The 22,423-nt window shown below is 56.1% G+C and carries 16 protein-coding genes and 1 riboswitch; of the genes, 6 read left to right on the forward strand and 10 right to left on the reverse strand.

Annotated features, from left to right (window positions below; genetic code table 11):
• Positions 1–91: 91 nt before the first annotated feature.
• Positions 92–1,195, forward strand: coding sequence for an FUSC family protein (locus tag J2Z70_RS01465; protein WP_051478252.1), 1,104 nt, complete (start codon positions 92–94; stop codon positions 1,193–1,195).
• A gap of 489 nt (positions 1,196–1,684) precedes the next feature.
• On the opposite strand, the gene J2Z70_RS01470 is transcribed toward J2Z70_RS01465, so the two are convergent.
• The 8 genes from J2Z70_RS01470 to biuH are packed head-to-tail and all read right to left on the reverse strand — an operon-like array spanning position 1,685 to position 10,115.
• Positions 1,685–3,607 carry an allophanate hydrolase gene (locus J2Z70_RS01470; protein WP_209868651.1) on the reverse strand — a complete coding sequence of 641 codons (1,923 nt, stop codon included), beginning with the start codon at positions 3,605–3,607 and terminating at the stop codon, positions 1,685–1,687.
• Between the two features lie 6 nt (positions 3,608–3,613).
• A complete protein-coding gene (locus J2Z70_RS01475) occupies positions 3,614–5,251 on the reverse strand; it encodes a PucR family transcriptional regulator (protein ID WP_076074703.1) in 1,638 nt (545 codons plus the stop codon).
• A 16-nt stretch (positions 5,252–5,267) separates the two neighbouring features.
• Complete coding sequence (locus J2Z70_RS01480) at positions 5,268–5,696, reverse strand: cupin domain-containing protein (RefSeq protein ID WP_036728136.1); 429 nt, start codon at positions 5,694–5,696, stop codon at positions 5,268–5,270.
• 56 nt (positions 5,697–5,752) lie between these two features.
• Entirely contained in the window at positions 5,753–6,823 is a 1,071-nt protein-coding gene (atzD, locus tag J2Z70_RS01485; protein WP_209868653.1) for a cyanuric acid amidohydrolase, read from the reverse strand.
• Positions 6,820–7,572: an ABC transporter permease gene (locus tag J2Z70_RS01490; protein ID WP_036728133.1), complete on the reverse strand. Its 753-nt coding sequence runs from the start codon at positions 7,570–7,572 to the stop codon at positions 6,820–6,822. Before J2Z70_RS01490 ends, atzD begins: the two co-directional genes overlap by 4 nt.
• Complete coding sequence (locus J2Z70_RS01495; protein ID WP_209868655.1) at positions 7,569–8,378, reverse strand: ABC transporter ATP-binding protein; 810 nt, start codon at positions 8,376–8,378, stop codon at positions 7,569–7,571. Before J2Z70_RS01495 ends, J2Z70_RS01490 begins: the two co-directional genes overlap by 4 nt.
• A gap of 14 nt (positions 8,379–8,392) precedes the next feature.
• Positions 8,393–9,406 carry an ABC transporter substrate-binding protein gene (locus tag J2Z70_RS01500; protein WP_209868656.1) on the reverse strand — a complete coding sequence of 338 codons (1,014 nt, stop codon included), beginning with the start codon at positions 9,404–9,406 and terminating at the stop codon, positions 8,393–8,395.
• 25 nt (positions 9,407–9,431) lie between these two features.
• Positions 9,432–10,115 carry a biuret amidohydrolase gene (gene biuH / locus J2Z70_RS01505; RefSeq protein WP_036728124.1) on the reverse strand — a complete coding sequence of 228 codons (684 nt, stop codon included), beginning with the start codon at positions 10,113–10,115 and terminating at the stop codon, positions 9,432–9,434.
• Positions 10,116–10,619: 504 nt separating this feature from the next.
• Positions 10,620–10,712: riboswitch (cyclic di-GMP riboswitch) on the forward strand.
• Positions 10,713–10,789: 77 nt separating this feature from the next.
• Here biuH and J2Z70_RS01510 point away from each other — a divergent pair.
• A complete protein-coding gene (locus J2Z70_RS01510) occupies positions 10,790–12,439 on the forward strand; it encodes a flagellar assembly protein A (RefSeq protein ID WP_209868658.1) in 1,650 nt (549 codons plus the stop codon).
• Between the two features lie 30 nt (positions 12,440–12,469).
• A complete protein-coding gene (locus J2Z70_RS01515) occupies positions 12,470–13,444 on the forward strand; it encodes an aldo/keto reductase (RefSeq protein WP_209868660.1) in 975 nt (324 codons plus the stop codon).
• 97 nt (positions 13,445–13,541) lie between these two features.
• Here the strand turns inward: J2Z70_RS01515 and hcp are convergent, their stop codons facing one another.
• Positions 13,542–15,194: a hydroxylamine reductase gene (hcp, locus tag J2Z70_RS01520; RefSeq protein ID WP_209868661.1), complete on the reverse strand. Its 1,653-nt coding sequence runs from the start codon at positions 15,192–15,194 to the stop codon at positions 13,542–13,544.
• A 132-nt stretch (positions 15,195–15,326) separates the two neighbouring features.
• Between hcp and J2Z70_RS01525 the strand changes: the two genes are divergently transcribed.
• Entirely contained in the window at positions 15,327–16,031 is a 705-nt protein-coding gene (locus J2Z70_RS01525; protein ID WP_076074736.1) for a Crp/Fnr family transcriptional regulator, read from the forward strand.
• Positions 16,032–16,061: 30 nt separating this feature from the next.
• Positions 16,062–17,453, forward strand: coding sequence for an aldehyde dehydrogenase (locus J2Z70_RS01530; protein ID WP_209868663.1), 1,392 nt, complete (start codon positions 16,062–16,064; stop codon positions 17,451–17,453).
• 89 nt (positions 17,454–17,542) lie between these two features.
• Here J2Z70_RS01530 and J2Z70_RS01535 read toward each other — a convergent pair whose 3' ends face one another.
• Positions 17,543–20,506, reverse strand: a complete 2,964-nt coding sequence (locus J2Z70_RS01535; protein WP_209868665.1) for an ABC transporter substrate binding protein — start codon at positions 20,504–20,506, stop codon at positions 17,543–17,545.
• A gap of 219 nt (positions 20,507–20,725) precedes the next feature.
• On the opposite strand from J2Z70_RS01535, the gene J2Z70_RS01540 reads away from it, so the two are divergent.
• Entirely contained in the window at positions 20,726–21,703 is a 978-nt protein-coding gene (locus J2Z70_RS01540; RefSeq protein WP_036728113.1) for a LacI family DNA-binding transcriptional regulator, read from the forward strand.
• Positions 21,704–22,423 lie beyond the last annotated feature (720 nt).

Here is a 22,423-nt window from a genome sequence, read left to right on the forward strand (position 1 = left end):
TTGCCCGCCTCCAGCCTGTTTTGAGGTGCTATAATGAAAACGGATGAAAACCATAAAATTTTTCCTATTTACATGAAAGAAGATGACAAACATGAACGAGGGCTTACAGGAGCGCCTTGAAAAGTTCGGATTATCCTTATATATGATACGGATTACGCTCGCCGCTTCGCTCTCGTGGCTGGCTGTGCACATTATCTACGGGGACCATTACCTGTACTTCGCGCCGCTGGCGGCGATTCTGATTACCCAGAGCAGTGTCAAGGCCTCCCTTGAAAAAGGCGTCTACCGCATGACCGGCGTGGTTCTTGGCGGCATCGTCAGCCTGATCGTAGGCAAATTCTTCGATGTGGGTGCGCTGTCGATTCTGCTGATGCTGCTGATCGGCATCGGGGTGGCTACAGCCTGCCGGATCAATATCCAGGCCGTCTCCCAGGTGGGCGTCACCTCGGTTCTCGCACTTACCTTCTATCATGACCAATATATCGTCTGGAGAGTCGCCGAGACGCTGATCGGCGTGCTGATTGCCCTCATCATCAATATGATTATCGTGCCGCCCAAGAGCTTCGTCAAGGTCAAGGACCTGGCGCTGAAGGGCAGCCTGACCTTATCCGATGCCTTAACCGGATTCGCTGCAAGCGGCCGGGATGCCGCACAGGCCAAGGCTGCTCTTGAGAGCTCCGGCGAGCTGCTGAAGAAGAGCGACCGGCTGCAGAAGGAGATGCATTACACGCTGTCTCATTACCAGTGCCGCAAGGACATTGGCAAGCTGACACAGACGACCACCCATCTCATCAAGGTCCACTCCTATGTCAAAGCCATAAGCGAAGAGATCGCCCTGCTGCCGGCCCATTATGCCGCAGCCGACTGGATGCTGGAGGTTGTAACCGCAACGGCAGACTGTATCGCCCTGTACGGCACACGAACGCTATCGGATGCCGAATGCAGCGGACGGTCACTCCCCGAGAGTCTGAGAAGAGCCCGCGATGTGCAGCTCGCCTGGTTCTCGGAGCTGCAGGATCAGTGCCCGCTCGCCGCCTTCCGTGATCTCGGTGCGGTATTCTCCCACCTGAACCGGATTCTTGAAGAGATTGAACGCGCCGATTATGCGGCCCTTTCCACCGTACCACAGCATGTCAAGGCACAGCCTGCACGCGCCATCCAATTCATACAAAAAGGACTCTTCCACAAGCTATAAGCTTGGGAGAGTCCTTTTTTGTATTCTATCCAGGTCAGTCACTCCGCACCCCTCCGACTCTCAAGCTCCCCACAGAAGCGGTTGCCGTCTTGATTCAGAACGTTGCCGTTGATGTAACTTGTTGACGGGATGGGATGCGCGCGGGTAAAGTAGCTTGGATGGCAGACGTAAAGTAATAGTAGTTGGAAAAATGACACTTAATTCAGCCAACCTAACCGGTTTGACTGAAGCGGTTGGATAAAGTACACCTAATCCGCCGAATTCTATGGAATCCCTTAAAAGCGAGGAAAATAAGTGTTGTTTATCCATTTGCTGTTCCCATAGGAGGTATTCCACCAGCAGCAAATGGAGAAAATCCAACTAATTACTACATGTATGCCGGTGACGCAAAATGGGATATCCAAATTCCACCTTAGTATAACGCACGCAGAGGTGAACGCCGAAAGCGGCAGTTAATCGGCATGCAGAGCTGCACGCTGAAAGCGGTATTTATTCAGCAGGCAGGTATCTCCAGCCCCCGTAGGCTGTAACGTTCTCAGCTCCGGCGGCGGCATAGCCTTCGCAGATGAAGCCCGTCACTTCGCGCCCATCCGCGAGGGCCACCCGCCCGAGACCCAGCGGAGCCGGGATAAGCGCAGCGAACGCGCCCAGCGCTTCCACCGGCATCTGCCACAGCTCCAGCTCGACAGCACTTCCCCCTGAAGCCTGTCTCAGCAGCCCCGGCTTCGCTGGCACGGTAGGGAGCTTGACCAGCTCATAACAGGCAGCGGTCCGCGCCTCCTGCCAGAAGTGCGCGCCATGCTCCAGCATCTGCTTCTCCAGCGGGAAGCCGCGCATATGCAGCCCACAGACCGCAAGTGTAACCATGCCGGACGCTGGTGATTCGGCAGCAATAGCAGCGCCAGTAGCAGCACCAATACCTCCAGCCTCACCAACGTCAGCCCCAGCAGTACCACCTGCACCACTAGTACCTCCGCCAGCTTCCGGCTCCAGCGATTGGTGCTCTGCCAGAAGTTGGGCCTCGGCCCCGGCAGAACTCCCCCCACTCTCACCATCATCCCCCTCCGCCAGAAACCGCGCCCCGGCTCCGGCAAGCAGATGCTCACTGTCCGCCAGAGCGAACAGCGTAATGCCGAACGGCAGGTTCCCCGCCGCTTCCCCGGCGGGAATTGCCACCGCCGACAGGTCGAGCAGGTTGCAGTGATTGGTGTAGCGGCCCATATCGGAGTTGGCCCCTACCGGGTTCGCAGCCAACTGCTCCCGGGTCCAGGTTCCGCCGCAGGTCGGCAGGACCAGCACCGCATCCCGCAGCAGCAGCTCCGCTTCCCGCTTATACTGCTGCAAGCGGTGCATGGCCTGGAACAGGCTCGAAGCAGTGTGGCGCTCCGCGGCCCCGGAGGAGAGAATCGACTCCGTTACCGGCAGCACTGCTTCACGGTGACTCTCTACGAATCCGGCCAGATCCGCCCAGCGTTCGGCTACCCAGGGGCCGTCGTACAGGATGGCTGCCGCTTCGGAGAACAGCGTACAGTCCACCCGTTCAACCGGCAGCCCCAGCGCCTGAACCGCCGCTTCGGCCCGTTCCCAGGTCCGGCGGTATTCGTCCGCATGGGGCCCGTAGAAGTCCAGCGGCGCTTCCGGCAGCAGCAGCTTGCCCGGCAGAGCGGCAGCCTCCCGCTTCACGGAACGTGACCACGGATCGGCTGCCTCGAAGCCGCGTGCTGCGCGGTCCACCGTGAGTGCATCCTCCAGATTGTTCGCGAATACGGTGACACAATCCAGGCTGGCACACGCCGGCACTACGCCGCGCACCGGCCAGGCGCCCAGGCTGGGCTTGTAGCCGACCAGCCCGTTCAGTGCGGCCGGCACACGGCCCGAGCCGGCGGTATCAGTGCCCAGGCTGAATACCGCTTGGCCCCGGGCTACAGCAACCGCCGAACCGGCGCTGGAGCCGCCGCTGATGTATTCGGGACGCAGGGCATTATGCGTCTCGCCGTAAGGGCTGCGCACACCGACGAGTCCGGTGGCGAACTGGTCCAGATTGCTTTTGCCGACAGGGATCGCCCCCGCAGCCACCAATCTCGCCACGACCGCTGCGTCGGCTTCCGGCTGATAAGCGAATTCAGGACATGCCGCCGTCGTGGGCAGCCCCTTCACATCGATGTTATCCTTCACCGCGAATGGAATGCCCCACAAGGGATGCTCCTGCGGATTCAGCTCTTTGAGCGCTGCCAGGTAGGGAGCGATCTGCGCCACGGCGGGCGCTTCAATCCAGATGTTCATGTCCTTATCCCGCGCAGCGCGGCGGATGATCTCCCGGATAACCTCCTCCGGGTCCAGCGTGCCGCTCAAATACTGTTCCCGCAGCCAGCCGGCTGTCAGCTTCGCGGGCCATTCTGTTATTGCTGTCATCAGGCTTCATCTCCTTCTCTGCGTATCGGTGCCGGACCTGCGGCCCTTGCCCATCTCATGCAGCTTCAGCGCAAGCTGCAGCTCCAGCATATCGTCACCGTCATCCTGGCTTAATCCCAGCAGCTCACAGGCCCGGTCGATCCGGTAGGTGACCGTATTATAATGAGTGAACAGCTCGCCGGAGGTCCGCTTGACGTTGCGGTTGCATTTGAAATACAGCTGGAGCGTCTGGAGCAGCGAAGCATTATGCTTGCGGTCGTACTCCAGCAGCGGAGCAATATACTGATCCCTGTACTCGGTAATCTCCTCCAGCTCGGGCAGATGGTACAGCAGCCGGAAGACACCCAGCTTCCGGTAATCGACATAAGACCCGCTGTAGCCGCTGATTTGGCGGATGCGGGCGATTTTGCGGGAGGATTCATAGCTGAACCGCACCTGATCAGGGCCGTCCGCAAGATCGCCAATACAGAAGGCGCAGCTCCCGCTGACAACTATCCGGTTCATCTCGGCCAGCAGACGACCCAGCGTCTCCTCCAGCGGAAGCTCCGGCTGCTCCGGCACGGTCAGCACCAGCTCCCCTTCAAGGATGGTGAGCTTCACATGCTGAAGGTCTGCCCGGGCACGCACCCGCTTCACTACCTGCTGCAGCTGCTTAAGCTCCGGCTTATCCTCCAGCCATCCGATGGTTACAGCACGCAGCGGACGCTCCGGTAGCGGACAGCCGCAGGCTGCGCCACGCAGCTTCAGATCCTCGGCAGCGGCAATCCGCCCGCTGATCCAGTCCTGCAGGAACTGGTCCACATACTTCAGCTCCACCTCGCGGCGGGCCCCGGCATTGATCATCTCCAGTCCGACCAGTACACCGACCCGGTCAATCGTTAACTGATCCACTACCGATAGCTCGCTGTTCCACTCCAGCAGCACCAGCAGACATTGCTCTGCTCCCTTGTCATTGACAGCCGAGACATAAGCTCGGATACGCCGTTCTCCAACTGTGAGGAATGTAATGCCGAGACTGCCTTCCTGGCGAAGCTGTATCCAGGCCGGAAGCTGCTCCTCCAGCTGTAGCGCATCCGCCTGCGGAGAACAGAAGACCTGATCGGTATCATCCAGCAGGACGACCGGATTATGCAGCATCCCGTCCAGCGTCAGCAGGAAATCCTCAATCCCGTCGCCATGGAGAAGCTGCTTCGACAGCTTCTGGAACCGGCTCTGCAGCTGCGAGAGCTCCCGCGCCTCCTGCACCAGCACCCGCTCCATAATGTCGCGGACCACATCGGAGAAGGAGGTGGAGGCGGGCAGCTCGAAGATCGGGAAGCCCAGCTGATCCGCGAGTTCCAACGCCCTCGGCGGAATCTCATCGATATAACGTTTGGTTTTGATCCCGAGCGCGGACACTCCCTTCTGGTTCAGCTGGGGAATAATCTCTGCGATCAGCTCCGGCCGGTTATGAAAGGGGAAGCCGCTTGTAATCAGGAACTCCCCCGGACGCACCCAGTCAATGACATCGGGAACCTCCATTACATTGACCCGGTTAATATAACGCCCAAGGCCCCCGGCCCCAGCCAGCAGGGCCGCTTCCTTCAGGTCGGGAATCAGCAGGATATCGCTGCAGGTCAAACCGGTAATTACATTGCTGCCCATGGCTCCGCCGCCTTTACTATAGCTTGGAAGAATAGATATCCTCGATTAGTGTAGTGCCGAAGAAGCTGTTGGACGGCACCTCCGCCTCCGCCGGTACAAAAATACTGATCTGCTCCGAAGGAGAATCCCCTGTATTTCTAACAGAATGGACTACGCCCGCAGGCACATGGAACGTATCTCCGGCCCGGTAGCTGTACCACTCCCCGTCACATAGCAGCTTGACCTCTCCTACGGTAATATGAATGATTTCGACTACATCATGATAATGCGGCAAGACTTGGCCGCCGATCCCCAGCTTCTCCCACAGAATCGAGCTCATGCGGATGCCCAGGCGGTCCGCCTCCGTTGCCGAGACAATCTCCCGGTGATACAGCTCTATGTGATTCGGCATAAGCTCCCATGTCATATCTGCTGCTGCCAGCACTTTCGTTTCCTGTGTATGCATATTCGATTCCCCCATGATGGATAGTGATAATACATAGCTCCTGTCAAAAAGCTCTGCTACCTGCGGCGGAACACAGCCGCCACCGGTCCTCCGCCCTTCGGCCCCTGATGCTCGCCTCCGCCGGAGACGTAGATCATCGGGTCGCCGCCGACATAGGCCAGCACACCGCCGACTACAGCCCGCGCATGGCGGGTATGATTGATATCCGAGTCATCCAGCATGATATGGCGGCGTCCGCGGATGACGCCATCGGGATCGGCTTCCGCCTTGGCCAGCACCTGCACCAGCTCTTCACCGGGATAACGGTCCAGCAGGCCCTGAAGCGCAGCGCCATCCACAGCATCCTGCATCACGGCATGGTCGATGTGGTACGGGCCGTCCGCAGACAGTGAGTTCCCGAACACAATCACTTCGCAGCAGGACAGCTCACTGCCCGCCGAAGTGGAGGCTACCGCGCTGAATTGAGTCCAGTCCGTGCAGATCTCTTCTTCCTGCAAGGCCGCACGATCCACCTCACCCAGCGCTACCCCGGCACCCAGTGCAGAAGCTCCTCTGGAATAGCCCATCGATTTATAAGTATCCTCTGTGACGAGCGAACCCTCACGGCTGTGTGCCTCATAGATCTGCTCAGCGGTAAGCAGCGGACATTTGATCTGTACAAAATGCACATCCTCCGGTGAGGTGATGCCCGCATCCATGACCGCACGGGCCACGGCATCCGCCACGGCGTCCACCTGAGGGAGCCGTCCCAGTTCCTCCGGCCGGAAGCTCCGGGTTCTGGCGACTCCAATGGCGAGTGACTTCAGGCCATCAGTGACCACACCCGGCTCCTTCTGCCCGCTGCGGCTGATAACCGTGAAGTGCGGGCTGAGCACCCCTTCCGTACCGCCGGACATCACATAAGAGATGTCGGCAGCTCCTCCTTTTGCCGCTTCAGCAAAGAATCCTTTCAAGGCCATCACAGCATAACCCCGTGTAAAATCATTCACACAGCCGTTGCCCTCCGTCTTCCCCAGCACCGCGACCACTTCCTCCGGCCGGAACAGGCCTGCTTCCACCGCTGCGCCAAGGCCGGACATATCATGCGGCGCGCCTGCCGGGATTCGAATGACCGAGCAGTTCATCATAGATCATCGCTCCTTGTCCAGAAAATAACCCGTTTCTCCAGCAGCCCGATACACCAGAACAGCAGCAGGCCGCACAGCGCCGAAGCAATAATGGCCGAGAACATCACCGGCGTATCCATATGATAGGAAGAGACAAGCACTACATAACCGAGTCCCTTATTCGCTCCGACAAATTCGCCGACTATGGCACCGACTATCGCGAGCGAGGTGGAGATTTTGAGGGCAGAGAAGATATAAGGCAGACTCGTCGGCAGGCGCAACTTCCAAAAGATTTCGCTTTTCGTCCCTTTGTAGGTGGAGAACAGCTCCCAGGCTTCGTATTCAATCGCCTTAAGACCCTTGACGCTGTTCACCAGAATCGGGAAAAAACAGATCAGCATCGAAGCGATTACCTTCGAGGTATACCCGGTCCCCAGCCAGACGACCAGCAGCGGGGCCAGCGCCACCAGCGGCGTAGTCTTAAGGGCGATGGCCAGCGGGAACATCCCTTTCTCAATCGGCTTGGAATGAACAAAAATCACTGCGGTAGCCAGGCCGAGGATATTGGCGAGAATGAACCCGGTCAGCGCTTCGCCCAGCGTAACCAGCGTATGCGACCACAGCGAGCCATTGATAGCCGAGACTACCTGCGTAGGCGCAGGCAGCAGATACATCGGAACCGACAGGAGACGTACAGCCAGCTCCCACAGCAGCAGGAAGCCGAGCGCAAACGTGACCGGGTACAGGGTGTCTTTGATTTTGACCGTCATAGATGCTTCACCCGCTTTCTCAGTTCCTTGACAATCCGGTGGAATTCCGGCAGCTCCTCCATGCCCGCCTCACGCGGGGAGGGCAGCGTCACCGGAATGATATCCGTCACACCGGCAGGCCGGGGAGACATCATCACGACCCGGTCCGACAGCAGCGCGGATTCATGGATCGAATGGGTGACCATCACAATGCTGCTTAGACTGGTCTCCGGGCTTTCCCATAGCCGCAGCAGCTCGAAATTAAGCTTCTCGCGTGTCAGCTCATCCAGCGCGCCGAACGGCTCATCCATCAGCAGCACCGTCGGATCGGCCGCCAGAGCCCGGGCAATCGCTGCCCGCTGCTGCATCCCGCCGCTGAGCTGATGCGGGAAGTGGCTCAGATAATCCTGGAGGCCGACCAGGCGCAGGGCACTTTCTGCTTTTTCACGTGCCTCGGCTTTGCTGAACTTCTTCTTCTCGCCCAGCTCCAGCGGCAGCATGACATTCTGCAGCGCGCTGAGCCACGGCATCAGGACAGGCTTCTGGAAGACCATGCCCAGGGACAGATCAGGTGAAGCATACGCCACCTCTCCACCGGCCTCCGGGCTTAACAGCCGCAGCATCAACCGGAGTGTTGTGGATTTCCCGCAGCCGCTCGGTCCGAGGATCGAAATGAACTCATTGCGGTATACATCAAGACTGACCTGATTCAGCACAGGCACGTTGCCGAAGGACAGAGAGCAATTGCGCAGGGAGAGCATGGTTTCCCGGGTACCGGGATGCTGCGCGGCGGCAGCATCCAACTGTTCTTTGATCGCTGTTGTCATTGTCGGTCCCCTCCTTATTTCAAAAACTCGTTGGTGAACAATCCGCCGATGTCCTGTTCCTTTTTCACAAATCCCAGCTCGACCAGATTCTTCTGCAATGTCTCCCAAGATGCCTCGTCCATTGAGCCCAGCGGGAGCTTCTCCGGATCAAGCAGCGGAATGCTGGCCTTCATCATATTGACCTCATGCTTCAGATCCAGCTTCTCGCCATACTTCAGACCAAATTCGGCTGCCTCCTCCGGATGCTTCACTGCATAATCCCAGCCCTGCATAGACGCCTGCACGAAGCTTGTGACCATCTCCGGGTCCTTCTTGATGATAGACTCCGTAGTGAACAAGGTATCGGCATAGAAATTGATGCCGTAGTCGTTCGGGTCGATAATATTCACTTCCTTGCCCTGCTCCTCTACAGCCAGCACTTCATTAATAACATAGCCGGGCCAGGCCTTGACCTGACCGGTTAACAGCGGACTCAGATCATATTTGACCGGCATCTCTTCGATTTGCGAAGGGGCGATACCCGCGCTTTTCTCCATGGCACGGAAGGTCAGCTCTTCATTGCCGCCCAGCTTAATGCCCACCTTTTGCCCGACCAGATCCTCCATCGTCTTGATCCCGGACTCTTTGAGCGTGAACATGACGAACGGGGTTTTGCGGTAGATCGCGGACAACGCTTTGACCGGGACGCCTTTCTCTCTGGCGATGACGATCTGGTCGGCACCGGTAACTCCGAACTCCTCACTGCCGGAAGCTACCATCTGCACAGCCGGGAAATCCGAGCCCCCCGGGCGGATCTCAACATCCAGCCCCGCATCTTTATAGAAGCCTTTTTCCACCGCGGTATAAAAGCCGGCAAACTGCGCCTGGTGAATCCACTTCAGCCGGAGCACCACCTTTTTCAGCTCGCCCGAGCCTTCCGCTCCCTGGCCTTCAGCCTTCCCGGCTTCCGTATTGTTACCGCAGGCGGTCAGGAGCAGCATTAGCGAGGTTAACAGCATCAGCGCTTTTGTTCTGGACTTGTTCCACATGGTTATTCCCCCGTTTATAAATGATTTAGTATTGCTCCAGCGCCTTCAGCACCGCTTGTGAATCACTTACACTGCCGAACACTCCGCCCTGCATTTGAACCATACTCAGCGCCGCCAGGTGATTCGCTTCATCCGTCGCTCCTGTACAATCTGCAAGGATCAGACACTCGTACCCGCGGTCATTGGCTTCCCTCATCGTGGTGTGTACACAGACATCGGTAGTAATACCGGTCAGAATCAGATGGGTAATTCCTTTATTCTTCAGGATCAGGTCCAGGTCTGTTGCGTAAAAGCTCCCTTTGCCCGGCTTGTCTATAATGTACTCTCCGTGGGCAGGCGCCAGCTCATCAATGATCTGCCAGCCGCGCTCCCCCCGCACGAGGATTCGTCCCGCCGGTCCTTCGGAGCCGATCTCGGCCCCGATCTGGCGGCTGCGCCACCGCTTGTTCGCCGGCAGATCCGACAGATCCGGCTTATGCCCCTCGCGGGTATGGATCACGGTGAAGCCTTCGATGTCCCGGATACGGGCCAGCAGCCGCTGAATGGGCTGGATCGCCCTCGCTGTTAATGAGAGGTCATAACCCATTCTCTCGACGTAACCGCCCTTGCCGCAAAAATCCGTCTGCATGTCGATAATCATCAGCGCTGTCTTCGCCGGGTCCACAGCCCCGTCATAAGGCCAGATGTAAGGTGTTGCTGCAATCTGCATGGTTTATGCTCCTCTCCTGATGTCGCTATCTCTATTAATGTCACATTAGTTAACATTAATTCGTGTTTCCTTGGTATGAGTTAGATTATATTACAATGAATTTGCGATGTCTTCGGTTTTATTACGAAATAATACACTGAATGTTTGTGTTTATTTACATAGTTAACATATACATAACATTAACACTCGCAAAACCGCTTATCAAAAAAGAACACTCTGAGTCTTACCAAGCCCAGGGTGTCCCAACAGTTGAATGCTCATACTTTCCTCCCCCTGCCTCTTCCATAAGCTGTAAGCGCTGGGAAACCAGTTTTTTTGTCGAAATAGAGCTGCATATTTCGAGTTTTTTGATAAATAGGCATAATATAGTTGAAAAATAGCTCTTTAAGTACTAGAATTAAGCTTGTTTGCAGAAGTTAATGACGCGTAAGAACTATTTATGACTCTTTTTGTCGATTACAGTCGACCATAACTCCCACCTCTACAGGATGTATATCATTGATCTATTTCTAAAGGCAAACTCCCCGAAAGGGCAGGACGCAAAGCTATGGGCCTAAGAACGCCGGAATCTGCGTTTACGGTTGCCAGGCTGCCAATAGAGACCACTTAAGCCAGCTATTCAGGAGGGAAAGCCTCCCAGGCTTGATGATGTTCTTTTTCTGTACGAATTGCCATTGATCATACGAAAAAGTGAGGTTACAACCATGCCGCAGCAGGATATCGAACCAAGCCGATATGAATTCGTAGAGTCCCTGATGCTCGAACGTAAAGGTCTCCTGGATTCATTCTCTGTGGAGGGCCGAGCTTCTGACGGGACAACTGGAGATAAGAATGGAATTATCCTCGTGCAGGACAACCAGATATTCATTACTCCCCCGCTCCCCGGAGGTGCTCCCGCCCGCATTTCTGCGGTCCACCCTGTTGTCCTGAAGATCAACTGGAAGACCGTTACAGAGCCAACCGAGGTGACCAGAGCGGATTATATCACTTGGGAGATCTGTGAGAAGCCGCAATATGAAATTACCGTATCGCCTGACAAGCTCAAGGTCCACTTCACTTTATACCGTGCAGAGAAGTACGCCTGGAATCTGGTCAACTGCCCCGCCGCCTTCGAAGCGGTCGTCCGTGCCCAGCCCAATCCGGCGATGCTGCTGTCCACGCTCACCATAGAACAGATTATCGCCTCACTGGACAACCGTTTTATTCTGCGCAACCTGAACATTCCCGCCCTGTACGCGGAGCTGGAGAACCCTACATATCTCCCCGTATGCATCGCTGAAGGCAGAGCCCCGCTGCCCGGCAAGGAAGCCCGGCTGGAATTCCTGCTGCCTGAGCATACACTGGAGGGGAACCGGATGCTTCAGGGACAGGGAGCCCGGGGCCAGAAGCCTGCGGAACCCTTGGAGTATCTCCGTTTCCCGGGAGCCCCCTTTGCCTTTGCAGGCGAAGTCTTCGCCCGCAAGCTGCCGCCGGAAGAAGGCATTCCCGGCCTCGACACAGACGGAAGGGTCCTGCCCCCTCCCCCGCCGCAGGATATCTACTTTGCTGCCGGTAATCATGCCAAGCTCCTTCCCTGTGGTAATATCGTAGCCCGGCACACCGGCAGGCCCCGTATCTGCGGGGGAAGCGGCAGCGTCCGGATATGTGACTTCCCTCCGGTCAGTCTTCTGGCCAGAGAGATGACAGATCCTGTGGGCGATGTTATGTTCGCAGGTGACATCATTGTACCGGGAGATCTGGAAGGACCTGTACGAATTGAAGCCCTCGGGAATGTGTACGTCTATGGCGATATCCGCCAATCTACAATTATAGCCACCGGCAGTATTTACGTTAGCGGCCAGGTCACCGGCAGCGGCCTGTACGCCGGGCACGCCGGGGTAATGCAGCATCGTCTGCACAGCCTCGCAAGCCTGCTGCGGACAGAGACGGACGGACTGCTTGAGGCGGCGCGCCAGCTGGCCAAGAATGTGGAATCCCGCCAGCAATCCGTGAATTACGGCCTGGTAGTCATGCTGCTGCTGGAGGATAAATACAGCCACTTGGGCAGCCTGATCCGTGATCTTCAGGCTGCGCTAAGCCGTATGAACGGGGCGTTCGGCTCCGGCACGGACCAGCTCTGGCAGATGCTTGAGGTATTCGCCCATCCGGGACAATTCACCGGGTACATCACGGACAGTGTCCTAAGCCGCTTCTCCAGGCTGCTGCTTAAGCTGGGTGAGGAGATTGAGCTGCTCCAGGAGGAGCATGCGGTGATTAATCTCGCCCGGTCACAGGACAGCCGCCTGGAGTCCGGCGGCAAGCTGCTTGTGCGTGATTCCTGCTAAGACTACTACTATATAAGGAGAAGTGAGAGCGTGCGATATAACCGTCTGGGCAATAGCGGCCTGCAGGTGTCCGCCCTGGGTCTTGGAACCAATTCCTTCGGCAAACGGGCAGATCAGGAGACCTCGGTCCGCATTCTGCACACCGCTATGGATCAGGGCATCAATTTCATCGATACCGCCAATATCTATGCCGGATCTGAATCGGAGCGGATCATCGGCCTTGCGCTTGAAGGCAAACGCCATAACGCAGTGCTGGCGACCAAAGCCGGATTGCCGAAGCATGAGGGACCCGGCGGCAGCGGCTCTTCGCGCCATCATCTGATGCAGGAGCTGGAGGGCAGCCTGCGCCGGCTGAAGACCGACTATGTGGATCTGTATCAGATTCACACCTTCGATCCCTACACACCGCTGGAGGAAACGTTGCGTACGCTGGATGATCTGATCTCCGCAGGCAAGGTGCGCTATATCGGAGCCTCCAATTATGCCGCCTGGGAGCTGATGAAGGCGCTTGGAATCAGCGAAGCCCGGCACTTCGCGAAATACATCTCTATCCAGTGCAGCTATTCGCTGGCTGACCGCACGCCCGAAGCGGAGCTGCTTCCGCTCTGCCTGGATCAGGGTCTGGGTATCATCCCATACTTCCCTCTGGCGGGCGGCATTCTTACCGGCAAATATACTGGCAGCAGCAAGGTCCCTGCCGGCTCCAGAGCAGAGACCGATCCGAACTTCCGCCACTTCCTTACCCCGGAGCGCATCTCGCTCGGGGAGCAGGTTCAGGCCATTGCGGAGCGACTGGGCACCTCACCTGCAGCTCTATCCCTGGCCTGGCTGATGAACCGGCCCGCCGTCTCCACGGTGATTGTCGGTGCAACTACAGTAGAGCAGGTACAACACAATCTGCAGAGTCTCTCCGCTTCACCGGATGCGGGAATACTTGAGCAGCTTGACCAGGCCAGCGCCGCCTTCCGCACCGGCGAGCCGTTTGCAGTCTACCGGCTGCCGTAAGCGCTGACGGTGACGTTCATATCCATACACAAAAGCGAGCCCCCGTATACGGAGACTCGCTTTTGTGTATTTTGGCTAATGCTGAAGCTGTATTGCATTATACCGCAGCAATGAACTGCTCCATGTCTTCCTGTACGGTAGTAATACCACCGATGCCGAAGGTATCTACCAGAACCTTAGCTACATTAGGCGACAGGAAGGCCGGAAGTGTAGGACCCAGGTGAATGTTCTTCACACCCAGATGCAGCAGGGCCAGCAGCACGATCACCGCCTTTTGCTCATACCAGGCAATGTTATAGGAGATCGGAAGATCGTTGATATCCGCAAGACCGAACACTTCCTTCAGCTTAAGCGCTATAACCACAAGAGAATAGGAGTCATTGCACTGGCCGGCATCAAGCACGCGGGGAATTCCGCCGATATCGCCAAGCGCCAGCTTGTTATATTTGTATTTGGCACAGCCTGCGGTAAGGATCACCGTATCACTCGGCAGCTCTGCCGCGAAATCGGTGTAATAATTCCGGCTCTTCATCCGTCCGTCGCACCCAGCCATGACGAAGAATTGCTTGATGGCGCCGCTCTCTACTGCTCCAACCACCTGATCCGCGACATTCATTACAGCCGCATGCGCGAAGCCGCCGATAATCTCGCCTGTCTCAATCTCCACCGGAGCGCTGCAGCTCTTGGCCTGCTCAATCAGCGCCGAGAAATCCTTCTCTCCGTCCGCGCCTGCCGCGATATGCTGAATTCCCGGATACCCGGTGTTGCCTGTCGTGTACAGCCGGTTTTTGTAGCTGTCCTTCGGCGGCACAATACAGTTCGTAGTCATCAGAATCGGACCATTGAAGCTGGCGAATTCCTCATTCTGCTTCCACCATGCATTGCCGTAGTTGCCTACGAAGTGGCTATACTTCTTGAAGGCCGGATAGTAGTGGGCTGGCAGCATCTCACTGTGCGTATACACATCCACTCCGGTACCCTCGGTCTGCTTCAGCAGCGCCTCCATATCCTTGAGGTCATGACCGCTGATCAGAATACCAGGGTTCGTGCCTACCCCAATATTGACTGTGGTAATCTCCGGATTGCCGTAGGCTGCGGTGTTCGCACGGTCAAGCAGCGCCATCACATCCACGCCGAACTTGCCGCATTCCAGCACCAGCGCTGTCAGCTCACCGCCGCTCAGATTGTCATCTAGCGCAGCTGCCAAGCCTTTTTCCATAAAAGCATGTGCTCCTGCTTCATAGAAGCCCAGTACCGCAGCATGCTCCATGTAAGCAGCCATTCCCTTCAGGCCATAGGTCAGCAGCTCGCGCAAAGAGCGGATATCCTCATGTTCTGTAGCTAGCACACCTACCGTTGCCGCCTTGTCCATCAGCTCTTCATCGGTCACTGCATTCCAGTTCGCCGCGTCATGCTCCGACAAATAGGCCATCACTCCGGCATCAGCCACTCTGCTGTGCCACAGATCCCGCAGGGCCAGTCCTTCCCGGATCTTCGCAGTGAAGTATTCCGGCACAAAGTTAGCATTGGTAATGGTAGCGAACAAGCTCTCTATCATAAATTTCTCCGTCACCGGATCAGTAATCCCCAGCTCACGCCCGCTGCGCGCGAAGATGGCAATGCCCTTGAGTGTATACACCAACAGATCCTGCAGATTCGCTACCTCACTGGTCTTGCCGCACACCCCCTGAATCGTACAACCGGTCCCCTTAGCTGCCTCCTGACACTGGAAACAAAACATTTCGCTCATTACCTGAATCACTCCTTATCATTAATGGAATCGCTCTGTGCCTCGCCTTTACAGTTACCAATAATTGTAGTAGACTTTCGTCTATCAATCGGTAACGAATGTTACCAATTACAACACATCGGGAGGAAAAGTATGAGACCGGAGCCTGCTTCGCTGCAATCCTGCCTGCTATTTCGCGGAAAGTCCGCAGATGAGATCGAACAGCTGCTGCATACACTGGCTTACTCTGTAAGTTCCTACCATAAGAATGCGATTATTCTGGCAGAGGGTGATCCGGCGGACCGGCTTGGTATTCTGCTCTCCGGCCGCATTGAGGTGCAGAAGACACACCCTACCGGCAGCAGTGTAACCATCGCCCACCTGAAGGAAGGGCAGACCATAGGCGAAGCTGTATTATTCCGCAGGAATAACACCGTGCCCGCCACCGTCACAGCCACTGGCCCCTGCAAGGTGATGTTCATCAGCAAGCAGGAGCTGCTGAGATTATTCGCGGCCGACACCGATATCCTCACCCGCTTCATCGAGAATCTGTCCGAGCGGCTGGTGCTCGTGAACCGGAAGATCGAGAACCTGTCCGCCGGGCCGCTGCGCCGCCGTATCGTAGACTTCCTGCTGGAGCAGGGAGAGCAGCAGGAGTCCGATCGGCTGAAGCTCCCCTTCAGCCGGAAGGAATGGGCCGAGCATATGAATACAGCCCGCCCCTCCTTGTCGCGGGAGCTGGGATTCCTGCGCGACCAGGGCTGGATCGAATTCAAGGGCAATGAAATCACCCTGCTGAACCGGAGCCGGATGCATGATTACATCCAGACTCTGCCCTCTTCGGCAGGCAATCTATAGAAACCGCAAATAACCAAGGAGGATACAAGCATGCCACCATACACTGCACAACAGATCGACCGGCTGCTGGCTGAGCATAGACAATGGTTCGCCAGCGGAGTCACGAGAACCCCCGGCTTCCGGCTGGAGCAGCTTCAGAAGCTGAAGGATGCCATCTCACGCAATGAAGCCCGGATTATCGCTGCACTGAACCAGGATCTGCATAAAAGCGAATTCGAGGCTTACGCCACAGAGATCGGATTCACGCTGGACAGCATCGGCTATATGATGAAGCATCTACGGCGCTGGATGAAGCCGGTGAAGGTAGGCTCACCGCTGCACCTGTTCCCGGCACGGAGCAGAATCATAGCCGAGCCTTACGGGACGGTGCTAATTATCGGGCCGTTCAACTACCCGTTCCAGCTGCTGATCGAGCCGTTAATCGGCGCCATTGCCGCCGGGAACTGCGCCGTACTGAAGCCCTCCGAGAGCACGCCCGCTACCTCCGCTGTCATTGAGGATATGATCCGAGAGACCTTTGATCCCGCCTATATCCGGGTAGTACAGGGTGAGAAGGAAACGACGAATCTGCTGATTCATGCGGCGTTCGATTATATTTTTTTCACCGGGAGTGTGCCTGTCGGCAGAATTGTCATGGAAGCGGCGGCGAAGAACCTGGTACCCGTCACCCTTGAGCTGGGCGGCAAAAGCCCAGTAATCGTAGACCGGAGCGCCGACCTGGAGACTGCAGCGAAGCGGATTGTCTGGGGGAAGCTGATCAATGTGGGACAGACCTGTATTGCGCCTGATTATCTGCTGGTCCATAGGGAGGTAGCAGCCGAGCTGATTGAGCGGATGAAGCGCTGCGTCACTGATTTCTATGGCACAGACATCCGGAAGAACACAGACTACGGACGGATCGTGAATGAACGCCAGCTGCGGCGGATCGGGGAGATGCTGGAGCGGGACCGCGATAAGCTGATTCTGGGCGGGACGGTCATTCCCGAGGAGCTATATATCGAGCCGTCTCTGATCTATCCGGCGGCCTGGAGTGACGCTTCCATGGAGGATGAGATCTTCGGGCCTGTGCTGCCGATTATGGAGTATACCCGGCTGGAGGAGGCCATCCAGAGCATCAACGCCCGTCCGAAGCCGCTCGCTCTCTATCTGTTCACCTGCGATAAGCAGGTGGAGCAACAGGTGATGACCGAGGTGTCCTTCGGCGGCGGCTGCATCAACGATACCATCTCCCATGTAGCCAGCACCCGGCTGCCGTTCGGCGGTGTCGGGAACTCCGGGATCGGCGGCTACCACGGCAAATACAGCTTCGACCTCTTCTCCCACCACAAAAGCATTGTTAAGCGAGGCACCCGTCTGGACCTCGGCATTGTCTACCCACCCTACGGCAGCAAGGTCAAGCTGGCGCGGAAGCTGCTGAAATAGCGCCGGGGCAGAAGCAAAAAGCACAAAGGAAACCTTTTTTATATAGAAGGAAGGTTTCCTTTGTGGTGTAGTATGGATTGACCCTCACCTCAACCCGCCATCCGCCCAGCCACCCAGCCCGCGACCTCTTTCTCCGGAATAGGCTTGCTGATATAGTAGCCCTGAATTTTGTCACAGCGGGTCCGCTCCAGAAAAGCAAGCTGCTCCGGGGTCTCTACTCCTTCAGCCGTAACGTTCAGTCCCATATCATGGCCGATGGTGACGATGGAGCTGGCCAGCGACCTATTGTTCGGGGTATCGATGCTGTCGATGAAGGACTTGTCGATCTTCAGGGTAGTAATCGGGAGCTGCTTCAGATAGCTGAGTGAGGAATAGCCCGTTCCGAAGTCATCCAGCGCAATGCCAATCCCCCTCTCCTTGAGCGCCTCCAGCTTGGAGCTGATCGCCTCGAAGGATTCCATGAAGATGGATTCTGTAATCTCCAGCTCCAGATACTCCGGCGCAAGTCCGGTATCCTCCAGCACGCTCAGCACCATCTCCGTGAAGTCATCCAGCATCAGCTGAATGACCGAGATATTAACCGAGATATGGTAGCCCTCATAGCCCTGATTCTGCAGATCCTTGGTGAACCGGCAGGCGGCGCGCAGCACCCACTCCCCTATGGGAACGATCAGGCGGCAGTCCTCGGCAATGCGGATGAAGGATAAGGGGGAGACGAAGCCGAGCACCGGGCTGTTCCAGCGGATCAGCGCCTCGAAGCCCCAGAGCTCACCTGTGCCGGTATCCACCAGCGGCTGGTAATGCAGCGATAGCTCATTATTGGAGACCGCGCTTCTTAAGTGATTCTCAATAATCATCCGTTCGTCAAAATACTGCTGCATCTCCTGCCCGTAGATCATATAGCTGCCCTTGCCCGCTTCTTTGGCCTTGTACATGGCAATGTCGGCATTCTTCAGGAGCTCCTCCGCACTCTTCCCGTTCTCCGGGTATTGGGCAATCCCGATACTGGCCGTGATATGCACCACACTTGCATGAAGCTGGAACGGCTCCATGAAGCCCTGTACCAGGGAATCCGCATAGCGGATAACCTCACCTGCCTCCGCCACATCCTTGAACAGAATCACAAACTCATCGCCGCCGAAGCGGAAATACTTACTGCGCCCGTCAGAGCGGCTAAGCAGCCGTTCCCCGACCTGCACCAGCAGCTCATCCCCGAAGGTATGGCCCATGGAGTCATTAATGTACTTGAAGTTATCGAGATCCAGGAAGAACAGCGCCGCATGGCCGCCGGAATGCTCTTCAATGAACTGCTCCAGCTCCTCGGATAACGACAGCCGGTTCGGCAGACCGCTAAGCACGTCATTATAAGCCAGCAGCCGGTATTTCTCCTCACTGGTCTGCAGCAGCGCCTGATTCTCCACCACCTTGTTATACTGCTCCAGCAACTCATCCTGTAGAGCTGTCAGCTCCTCATAGGTCGATTCCAGCTCCTGATAGCTCGTCTGCAGCTTACTCTCATAACCCTTGCGGTCCGTGACATCCACCATTGACCCGGCAAACCGGATATATCCGCCGCCCGCATTACGCAGCACCTTGCCCCGGGCCTGAAACCACTTGTATTCGCCTGCCTTGCTCCGCATCCGGTATTCAGCGTAGTAGTAAGAAGAACGCCCCTCCAGATGCTGGATGCGCAGCCGATTCTCCTGCTCGGCATCCTCCGGATGGAGAATATCCCGCCAGCCGCCGCGGCTCTCATTCAGCTCATCCCGGGCATATCCTAGCACCTCATACCAGCTGTCCGAGAAATAATAGATCATCGTAGACATATCAACGTCCCAGATTACCGCATCCGAGCCGTAGGTTGCCAGGCTGAAGCGTTCATTGCTTTTTTCCAGGTTGCTTCTAATCCTTCTGACCAGCTGCACATAGAATAACAACACCAGAATGAAGGTTACCAGCACTGCAAAGGCTGCCACGATGCTCAGCACCAGCACCTTGTACGTCTGATAGAAGGAGAACGGCTCGTTAATCACTTCACTGCCCTTCGGCAGCTTATCCGGTGATATCTTGAACCGCTGCAGCTCATTGTAATCAAACACCTTGCGTACATTACTGTCGGTCACCACCGGGATATCCCCGGCACGCTCCCCCTTCAGGATACGCAGCGCCAGATCGGCCGCCGTCTGCCCCTGCATTCTGCCGCTGATCAGGCTCCCGCCGAAGGCGCCATGATTCAATGCAAAATCATAGATATGATACACCGGAACACTGCTGCTCTTGCCCAGCTCGCTTGCGAACCTGTCGAACTCCACAATTCTTCCGGTAGAGTCACTATAATATGTAGTCATCAGCACAATACTGTCCGGGGACAGCGCCGATGCCGTAGCTTTGATCTGTTCCATGGACATGCGGTTCATCGGGAACAGCGCAAGCCCCGGATTCAAGGAGCTAATCTGATCCATCACCATCCGGCCGGTCGACAGCCCGCTCTCCGAATTATCGAAGACGACATACACCTTTTTCAGCAAAGGGTTAAGGTCCATGGCCATGCGGATGGTGGGCGCTGCATCGATTTTCTCAATAACGCCTGTCATGTTGCGCTTATCCGGTAGGCTGTCCACCCCCAGCTCGTTGACCCCGCTGAAAATAATCGGAGCATCGTTCAGAAGCTCATGGCGGTACTTCATCGCGAAGCTCAGCGCCGCATCGTCCGTTGTGATGATCGTATGAATAGGGATGTTCTGATATTTGAAGCGGATGGTTTCGTAGAAATGTTCGAGGTTCCCCTGCGTGGGGTACCTTTTCCAGTCCATATATTCAGTGTAGATGACGGGGGGATTAGCTGTGCCCTTGAGACGTTCCTCTATTCCGGCACTTTGGTCATCGGTCCAGGCAAAGCCCTTCTGATAGGAATGCAGCACCAGCACGTTCCGGGCGGGAAGCTCCTCGGCTGCAGCGAATGCAGCTCCTGCCGGGGCTGTTGTACACAGGAAGATCAACAGAGGCACAAGCAAGCTTCTTAACAACCTGAGATGAATATGATCTACACTCATTCGCACACTCCCGTTCATCTATCTCATAATCGGAATCTGACAAGTTGAAGGATAATGTATACATGGGGCTTCATTACGGGGACTGCTTTGATACAATTATAGGGGGAAAAGGTGTTTTTAGAAACAACAAAAAGCGACAGCAGGCGTCGATATTGGACAGAGCCGACCGCTCACGTTAGAATGAATCTGCAGTTGACTGCTCAGACAGGAGGCCAGGCCATGCCGACCATTAAAGACGTTGCGCTAAAGGCTGGCGTATCGGCAACCACCGTATCCCGGGTACTGAATAACAGGGGTTACTTAAGCGAGGAATTGAAGCACAAGGTTCACCAGGCGATGGAGGAGCTGAATTACCGGCCGAACGAACTGGCCCGCTCCCTTAGCCGCTCGAAATCCAACATCATCGGACTGATTATTCCGCATGTGTCTTTGCCTTTTTTCGGCGAATTGACCAGTCATATTGAAGAACATGCCTACCGGGAAGGCTATAAGCTGCTGCTCTGCAATTCGTGGCAGGACAAGCAGAAGGAACAGGAATACATCCACATGCTGCGCGCGAGCCGGGTAGACGGCATTATTATGGGCAGCCATACACTGGAGGTGGAAGCCTATCGGCAGATGAATCTGCCGCTGGTGACCTTCGACCGGCAGATCTCACCGGATATCCCTTATGTCTGCTCGGATAATTATGAGGGAGGCAAGCTGGCTACCACTCTTCTGATTCAAAAGGGCTGCCGGCACCTCGCCCATATCGGCGGGCATCCCAAGCTGAATATCTTATCCCATCTGCGGTGTGTGGCCTTCGAGGATATGGCGAAGCAGCACAATCTGGAGTATGTCACCCTCCATACCGACAACAACAGCTTCGACTTCGAAGCTTACGAGCAGCTGCTCGGGCAGCTCTTTGCGGAGCATCCTGAGGTGGACGGGATTTTTGCGGGCAGCGATATCATCGCCGCCTATGCCCTGAAGGCCTGCCGCACCAGAGGACGGCGCGTCCCGGAGGATGTGAAGATCGTCGGCTACGACGGCATCATGCTCCGCAGCCTGCTCGACCCGCCGATCACCACCATCCGCCAGCCAATGGAAGCGATCGGCAAGCTCGCCGTGGACCTGATCCTGCAGCAGGTGCAGGGCCACAGCGTAGCCGCTGCGCACATTCTGCCTGTGGAGCTGGAGGAGGGGGCTACTACTTGAGGGGACTGCTACTTGAAGGACCACTACCTGAGGGGGCTACTATTTGAGGAGGCTGCTATTTGAGCGGGTTGATACCTGGGAGGGCTACTACCTGGGAGGGCTACTACCTGTCAGGGCTACTACCTGTCAGGGCCACTACCTGAGGGGGCTACTACCCGGAAAGGCTGCCACTTAAAGTAGGTGGGGGCTGAGGGTTTGCTGGCTGTACCCGATAAAGGCGCGAGTGGTGAGGTACTTAACTGTATTCCGTACAACTAAATCATCCGATGTGCCGCCGAAAATCCACTTAGCTGTATTTCGTACAACTAAAATTCCAGCTGTGGCTGGTTATCACCCATTTGGGCAAATTTAGTTGTACAGACTACACTTAGAAGAGGAAATCCTGCCATTTTACGGTTTTTAATTGTACAGAATACATCTATCAACGAAAGTTCGCTTCGAACTAAACTCCAACCATCGCCGCATTTATGAATGTATTCACTTCTTTAGAGCTCATGCCCTGCTAGCCAAAAAGCCTCTGCATACCTGCAGAGGCTTTTTAAAAATCTCATAGTAAATGGTGTGTAATTATGAAGACAGCAACTTTTGAGTAAATAACGTTCTATTTCTCGCCAGCATATTGTATTCAGTTTTTCGCATACATTGAGCCAATGTGCCCTCTCGCCGCAATTTGTATTCGGTTTTCCGCATACATTCGGCCCACTAGCCCTCGCACTAGCA

The sequence above is a fragment of the Paenibacillus silagei genome (assembly GCF_017874735.1).
GTDB lineage: Bacteria > Bacillota > Bacilli > Paenibacillales > Paenibacillaceae > Paenibacillus_AQ > Paenibacillus_AQ silagei.

What these genes read in the sequence shown, in the direction of transcription:
- atzD (WP_209868653.1), bottom strand. Translation starts at nt 6,823, where the DNA reads ATGATGAACTGCTCGGTCATTCGAATCCCGGCAGGCGCGCCGCATGAT.
- J2Z70_RS01490 (WP_036728133.1), bottom strand. Translation starts at nt 7,572, where the DNA reads ATGACGGTCAAAATCAAAGACACCCTGTACCCGGTCACGTTTGCGCTC.
- J2Z70_RS01535 (WP_209868665.1), bottom strand. Translation starts at nt 20,506, where the DNA reads ATGAGTGTAGATCATATTCATCTCAGGTTGTTAAGAAGCTTGCTTGTG.
- J2Z70_RS01470 (WP_209868651.1), bottom strand. Translation starts at nt 3,607, where the DNA reads ATGACAGCAATAACAGAATGGCCCGCGAAGCTGACAGCCGGCTGGCTG.
- J2Z70_RS01530 (WP_209868663.1), top strand. Translation starts at nt 16,062, where the DNA reads ATGCCACCATACACTGCACAACAGATCGACCGGCTGCTGGCTGAGCAT.
- biuH (WP_036728124.1), bottom strand. Translation starts at nt 10,115, where the DNA reads ATGCAGATTGCAGCAACACCTTACATCTGGCCTTATGACGGGGCTGTG.
- J2Z70_RS01540 (WP_036728113.1), top strand. Translation starts at nt 20,726, where the DNA reads ATGCCGACCATTAAAGACGTTGCGCTAAAGGCTGGCGTATCGGCAACC.
- J2Z70_RS01475 (WP_076074703.1), bottom strand. Translation starts at nt 5,251, where the DNA reads ATGGGCAGCAATGTAATTACCGGTTTGACCTGCAGCGATATCCTGCTG.
- J2Z70_RS01465 (WP_051478252.1), top strand. Translation starts at nt 92, where the DNA reads ATGAACGAGGGCTTACAGGAGCGCCTTGAAAAGTTCGGATTATCCTTA.
- J2Z70_RS01480 (WP_036728136.1), bottom strand. Translation starts at nt 5,696, where the DNA reads ATGCATACACAGGAAACGAAAGTGCTGGCAGCAGCAGATATGACATGG.
- J2Z70_RS01525 (WP_076074736.1), top strand. Translation starts at nt 15,327, where the DNA reads ATGAGACCGGAGCCTGCTTCGCTGCAATCCTGCCTGCTATTTCGCGGA.
- J2Z70_RS01500 (WP_209868656.1), bottom strand. Translation starts at nt 9,406, where the DNA reads ATGTGGAACAAGTCCAGAACAAAAGCGCTGATGCTGTTAACCTCGCTA.
- hcp (WP_209868661.1), bottom strand. Translation starts at nt 15,194, where the DNA reads ATGAGCGAAATGTTTTGTTTCCAGTGTCAGGAGGCAGCTAAGGGGACC.
- J2Z70_RS01495 (WP_209868655.1), bottom strand. Translation starts at nt 8,378, where the DNA reads ATGACAACAGCGATCAAAGAACAGTTGGATGCTGCCGCCGCGCAGCAT.